This window comes from Nocardia xishanensis NBRC 101358 (assembly GCF_001613365.1).
Taxonomy (GTDB): Bacteria; Actinomycetota; Actinomycetes; order Mycobacteriales; family Mycobacteriaceae; genus Nocardia; species Nocardia xishanensis.
Genome location: NZ_BDCF01000105.1, coordinates 1 through 4,495, shown reverse-complemented (window position 1 = coordinate 4,495; position 4,495 = coordinate 1). Strand labels below are relative to the sequence as shown.

At 68.8% G+C, this 4,495-nt stretch carries 3 protein-coding genes and 1 pseudogene; all 4 read left to right on the top strand.

The annotated features are described in order from the left end of the window. Positions 1–666, top strand: a pseudogene (locus tag NX1_RS37145) (serine/threonine protein phosphatase); the annotation flags it as partial. Beyond that, a complete protein-coding gene (locus NX1_RS34745) occupies positions 666–2,138 on the top strand; it encodes an FtsW/RodA/SpoVE family cell cycle protein (protein ID WP_068069373.1) in 1,473 nt (490 codons plus the stop codon). The pseudogene NX1_RS37145 and the gene NX1_RS34745, both read left to right, overlap by 1 nt. Further along, a complete protein-coding gene (locus tag NX1_RS34740) occupies positions 2,135–3,601 on the top strand; it encodes a peptidoglycan D,D-transpeptidase FtsI family protein (RefSeq protein WP_068069372.1) in 1,467 nt (488 codons plus the stop codon). Before NX1_RS34745 ends, NX1_RS34740 begins: the two co-directional genes overlap by 4 nt. A gap of 37 nt (positions 3,602–3,638) precedes the next feature. Next, positions 3,639–4,495, top strand: an 857-nt coding sequence (locus NX1_RS34735; RefSeq protein WP_157120404.1) for a serine/threonine-protein kinase, incomplete at its 3' end; no start/stop codon positions are given.

Below are 4,495 nucleotides of genomic sequence, written 5' to 3'. Positions count from 1 at the left end.
CGGGCGGCGGCGCCGGAACCGCCGCCGCCGAGCAAGTCGCACCGGCTGCGCTGGATCCTGCTCGCGGTCGCGCTGGTCGTTGCCGTCGCCGTCGGCCTGCTGGTCGGCTACAAGATGATCCGCAACAACTACTACGTCGGCGCGGACAACGGTCAGGTCGTGATCATGCGCGGGCTGCCCGGTTCGGTGCTCGGGTATTCGATCCACGACGTAGACACCGTCGGCTGCGTCGACCGCGGCGGCGCGCTGACCATCGTGAAGACCGGATCCGATCTGCCGTCCGGCTGCCGCCAGCTGCGGGTCAGCGATCTCGAGCAGACCGGACGCGACAAGGTCGACGCGGGCCTGCCGCCGGGGTCCCTCGGCAAGGCCGAGGACCAGATGCGGCTGCTCGCCGAACAGGAACTGCTGCCGCCGTGCCCGGCTCGCCAGACCGTACAGCCGCCGCAGCAGCCCGGTGTACCGCAGCCCGGCGTCGTTCCGCCTGGCGAGCCCGCGCAGGGCCCCGTCGCGCCCACCACAACGCCGAACCCCGCACCGACCACCGACCCGGGTGACACCAGGGGAACCGACGTCAGTACACCCACGCGGGTGGAGCAGGCGCCGACGTCGACCCCGGCACAGAACCCCCAGATCTCGGGGGAGAACTGCCGGGTGACGGACTGATGTCCGCACCGGCACCACCGTCCGCGGGGGCCTTCCCCAGTCCCCCGGGCGGATTCGCTCCAGCGCCGCCGCCGTCCACCAGACGCAACGTCGAACTGCTGCTGCTCGCGTTCGCCGCACTGATCACGACCGTCTCGCTGTTCCTCGTCGAGGCCAGCCAGGAGCAGTCGGTCACCTGGGACATCGCCAAGTACGGTCTGGCCTTCCTCGCCCTGTTCGGCATCGCGCACCTGGCCGTCCGCCGGTTCGCGCCGTTCGCCGATCCGCTGCTGCTGCCGATCGTCGCGCTGCTCAACGGTCTCGGGCTCGTGCTGATCCACCGCTTGGATCTGGGCGCCGCGCAGAACGCGGAATTCAACTCGGAGCCGGTGCCGTCGCCCGACGCCAACCAGCAGATTCTGTGGACCGCGCTCGGCATGGTCGTGTTCGTCACGCTGCTGATCGTGCTGCGCGACTACCGCACGCTGGCGCGCTACAGCTACACCCTCGGCCTGATCGGGCTCGTCGCGCTGATGGTCCCCGCACTGCTGCCCGGCGCGTACTCGGAGACCAACGGTTCCAAGATCTGGATCAGGCTGCCCGGTTTCAGCGTGCAGCCCGGCGAGTTCGCCAAGATCCTGCTGATCATCTTCTTCGCCTCGGTGCTCGTCGCCAAGCGCGATCTGTTCACCACCGCCGGACGGCACATGCTCGGCATGGAGTTTCCGCGCGCCCGCGACCTCGGCCCGATCCTGGTGGTCTGGGTGGTGTGCATCGCGGTGCTCGTCTTCGAGAAGGACCTCGGCACCTCGCTGCTGATCTTCAGCACGGTGCTGGTGATGCTCTACATCGCGACCGAGCGGGTCGGGTGGCTGATCATCGGCGGCAGCCTGCTCGTCATCGGGTTCGTCTTCGCCTACCAGTCGTTCAGCCACGTGCGGGTGCGCACCGACACCTGGCTCGACCCGTTCGCGGATTACCACAACACCGGCTACCAGATCTCGCAGTCGCTGTTCGGCCTCGCCACCGGCGGACTCGCGGGCACCGGCCTCGGCAGCGGACGGCCGAATCAGGTGCCCTTCGCCAACACCGACTTCATCGTCACCACCATCGGCGAGGAGCTCGGCCTGATAGGGCTCACCGCCGTGCTGATCCTCTTCCTCATGCTGGTGATGCGCGGCCTGCGCACCGCGCTCGCCGTGCGCGACAGCTTCGGCAAGCTGCTCGCCGCCGGCCTCTCGTTCACCATCGCCGTCCAGCTGTTCGTCGTGGTCGGCGGCGTCACCAAGCTGATCCCGCTGACCGGCCTCACCACGCCGTTCATGTCGTACGGCGGCTCTTCGCTCTTGGCCAACTACGCGTTGCTCGCGCTGCTGATCAAGGTGTCCGACGCGGCCCGCGCCCCGGCGCCGGTGCGCAAGAAGGACCCGGCGCCGATCGCCGACGCACAGACCGAGCTGTTGCGCCGCTCGGAAGCGAGGCCGCAGGAATGAACACTCCTCTACGGCGGGTCGCGGTCGCGGTGATGGTGATGATCGTCGCGCTGCTCGCCAACGCCACCTACGTACAGGTGATCAAGGCCGACGATTACCGCAGCGACCCGCGCAACTCGCGCGTGCTGCTCGACGAGTACTCGCGCCAGCGCGGGCAGATCTCGGCGGGCGGCACCGTGCTGGCCAGCTCGGTCGCCACCGACGACCGCTACAAGTACCTTCGCACCTACCCCACCGACCCGAATGCCTACGCGCCCGCGACCGGCTACTACTCCATCCAGTACGGCAGCGCCGGGCTGGAGCGCTCCGAGGATCAGGTGCTCAACGGTTCGGACAGCCAGTTGTTCGGCCGCAGGCTCGTCGACCTGGTCTCCGGTCGCGATCCGCGCGGCGGCAACGTACTCACCACCTTGAACCCGGTGATGCAGCAGGTCGCCTACGAACAGCTCAGCTCGAAGGGTTACACGGGCTCGGTGGTAGCCATCGAACCGAGCACCGGCAAGATCCTCACCATGGTGTCCACCCCGAGCTACGACCCGAACCTGCTGGCCGGGCACGACGGGGCGGCCACGACCGAGGCGTGGGACACGCTGACCAAGGATCCGAGCCAGCCGATGCTGAACCGGGCCGTCTCGCAGACCTACCCGCCCGGCTCCACCTTCAAAGTGGTGGTCACCGCGGCCGCGCTGGCCAACGGCGTCGCGACCCCGGAAGACCAGTTCACCGCCGCGCCCAACATCACGCTGCCAGGCACCAGCACCACGCTGGAGAACTACAACGGCTCCACCTGCGGCTCCGGCCCGACGGCGCCGCTGACCGAGGCGTTCGCCCGGTCGTGCAACACCGCGTTCGTCGAGCTCGGCATCAAGGTGGGCGCCGCCAACCTGAAGGACGAGGCCGCCGCGTTCGGCATCGGGCCGCACCGCGGCATCCCGATTCCGGTGGCGGAGAGCACCGTCGGCACCATCGGCGACAACGCCGCGCTCGGCCAGAGCAGCATCGGCCAGCGCGATGTGGCACTGACTCCGCTGGACAACGCGGTGATCGCCGCGACCATCGCCAACGGCGGAGTGCGTATGGAGCCGTACCTGGTCGATCAGCGGCAGGGGCCCGATCTGAGCGTGTTGTCCAAGACGAAGCCGGTCTCTGTCGGCCAGGCCGTGAGCGCCCAGGTAGCGTCTCAGCTGACCACCTTGATGGTCGCCTCCGAGGAGAACACCGTCGGATCACGCCAGTCCCGATACACGATCGCGTCCAAGACCGGAACGGCAGAGCACGGCAGCAACCCGCGCAATACGCCGCCGCATGCCTGGTACATCGCGTTCGCACCCGCGCAGAACCCCAAGATCGCCATCGCGGTGATCGTGGAGAACGGCGGCAATCGGGCGCTGGCCGCCACCGGCGGTTCGGTGGCCGCACCCATTGCCAGGGCCGTGCTCGACGCCGGTCTGCAAGGGGGCTGAACGATATGAACGAGCGAGTTGAAGTTCGGGGGCCCCGATGCTGAACAACGGCGCGATGATCGCCGATCGCTACCGCCTGCACCGTCTGATCGCCACCGGCGGCATGGGTCAGGTATGGGAGGCGCTGGACACCCGTCTCGACCGCCGGGTCGCGGTGAAGGTTTTGAAGGCCGAGTTCTCCGCCGACCCGACCTTCCGGCACCGGTTCCGCACGGAGGCCAAGACCACCGCGCAGCTCAACCACTCCGGGATCGCGGGCATCTACGACTACGGCGAGACCTACGACCCGAGCGCGGGCGAGACCGCCTACCTGGTCATGGAGCTGGTGCAGGGCGAGCCGCTCAACACCGTGCTCAACCGCATGGGCAGGCTCTCGGTGCTCCAGGGACTCGACCTGCTCGAACAGACCGGCCGAGCGCTCGAGGTCGCCCATGCAGCGGGTGTTGTGCACCGGGACGTGAAGCCGGGCAATATCCTGGTGACACCGACCGGTCAGGTGAAGATCACCGACTTCGGCATCGCCAAGGCGGTCGACGCCAGCCCGGTGACCAAGACCGGCATGGTCATGGGCACCGCCCAGTACATCGCGCCGGAACAGGCCGTCGGCGAGGACGCGACCGCGGCGAGCGACGTGTACTCGCTCGGCGTGGTCGGTTACGAGGCGCTGGCCGGGCAGCGGCCGTTCAGCGGTGACGGCGCGATCACCGTGGCGATGAAGCACGTCCGCGAGAGTCCGCCGCCGATGCCGGAGGATCTGCCGCCCAACGTACGCGAGCTCATCGAGATCACGATGGGCAAGGACCCGAACCTGCGCTACGCCAGCGGCGGCGAGTTCGCCGACGCGGTGGCCGCGGTGCGCGCGGGTCATCGTCCGCCGCCGCCGCGGAACGCGGG

Coding starts and splice junctions, on each gene's coding strand:
- NX1_RS34745 (WP_068069373.1), top strand. CDS start 666: ATGTCCGCACCGGCACCACCGTCCGCGGGGGCCTTCCCCAGTCCCCCG.
- NX1_RS34740 (WP_068069372.1), top strand. CDS start 2,135: ATGAACACTCCTCTACGGCGGGTCGCGGTCGCGGTGATGGTGATGATC.